This is a genomic window from Streptomyces bohaiensis (genome assembly GCF_012033785.1).
GTDB classification, from domain to species: domain Bacteria; phylum Actinomycetota; class Actinomycetes; order Streptomycetales; family Streptomycetaceae; genus Streptomyces; species Streptomyces bohaiensis.
The window spans coordinates 1-1,502 of record NZ_JAAVJC010000513.1 but is presented as its reverse complement, the minus strand read 5'-3'; the positions used below and the strand labels follow the sequence as shown (position 1 = coordinate 1,502).

Here is a 1,502-nt window from a genome sequence, read left to right as displayed (position 1 = left end):
GTCCGCGGGCGCCGGCCGGTCGGTGCCGCCGCCCCGCGCCGCCCCGGGAGGGCGCACCACCCTCGCCGGCGCGCGAGCCGTGTGACTCCGAGCGCTCCGGCACTTCCGGCCAACCCGCCCTCGCCCGCGGCCGGTTCCGGAACACGCACCTCTGGACGCCGCCGAAGCGGTCCCTCTAGGCTCCCAGCGGGTTCGAGAGCGCTCCCGGCCTTCGCTGTTCCACCCCACCCAGGGAACAACAGAAGGGCACTCCCCCATGTCTCGCAGCACCTCCCCCACCTCAGGCAGACGTTCGACGCGCCGCGCCGCCGGCGCGGGCCTGTCCGCGCTGCTGCTCGCCGCGGGTCTCGCCGCCGGCTCCGCGGCGACCGCCACCACGGCGACCGCCGCCTCTCCCAGCGCCTCCGCCGGACTGGTCCAGGCGATGCAGCAGGACCTCGGCCTCACCGAGGACCAGGCGCTGACCCGGCTGGCGCAGGAGGCCGCCGCCACCGACCTCGAACCGCTGGCCGAGCAGGCCGCCGGTGACGCGTTCGCCGGCAGTTGGTTCGACGCCGATTCCGGTGCGCTGACGGTCGCGGTCACCGGCCCCGAGGCCGCCGCCGACGTCGAGGCCACCGGCGCCGAGGCCGAGGTCGTCACGCACAGCGCCACCCTGCTCGACGCCACCAAGGCGGAGATCGACGATCTCGGCGAGGACGCGCCCGCGGGCGTCGCCGGCTGGGGCGTGGACGTCCGCGACAACAGCGTGGTGGTGCACCTCGTCGAGGGTATGGAGGACGCCCCCGGGGTCCAGGAGTTCGTCGCCGAGGCCGAGGCCGCCGGGCCGGTGAGCGTCGTCGCCGACGCCCCCGAGCAGCCCGGGACCTTCGCCGCCGGCACCGTCGGAGGCGATCGCTACTGGACCAACACCGCCGGGTGCTCCATCGGCTTCTCCGTGCACGGCGGGTTCGTGACCGCCGGTCACTGCGGCTCGGTCGGTCAGGCCGTCCGCGGCTGGGACAACACCCACATCGGCCACTTCCAGGGCTCGTCCTTCCCCGGTGACGACCTCGGCTGGGTCAACGTCGGCAGCGGCTGGTGGACCGTGCCCGTGGTGATCGGCTGGGGCGCGATACCGGACCAGCTGGTCCGCGGCTCCGCCGAGGCGCCGATCGGGTCCTCGATCTGCCGTTCCGGTGCCACCACCGGCTGGCACTGCGGCACCGTGCTCTCCAAGAACGACACCGTCAACTACGACGTCGGGCCCGTCTACCAGATGACCGGCACGACGGTCTGCGCCGAGCCCGGTGACTCCGGCGGCGCCTACCTCACCGGCGACCAGGCGCAGGGCGTCACCTCCGGCGGGTACGGCAACTGCCGCGACGGCGGCCGCACCTGGTTCCAGCCGGTCAACGAGATCCTCGACCGCTACGGCCTGACCCTGCACACCGCCTGACCCCCGCCCGCACCACCGCCGCCCCCGGTTCGTCGCGCGCGACGAACCGGGGGCGGCGGTGGTG

The 1,502-nt window shown here is 75.0% G+C and carries 1 protein-coding gene; it reads left to right on the top strand.

Annotated features, from left to right (window positions below):
- Nucleotides 1-256 precede the first annotated feature (256 nt).
- Complete coding sequence (locus tag HCN52_RS24395; protein WP_168090582.1) at nucleotides 257-1,438, top strand: S1 family peptidase; 1,182 nt, start codon at nucleotides 257-259, stop codon at nucleotides 1,436-1,438.
- Nucleotides 1,439-1,502: the final 64 nt, after the last annotated feature.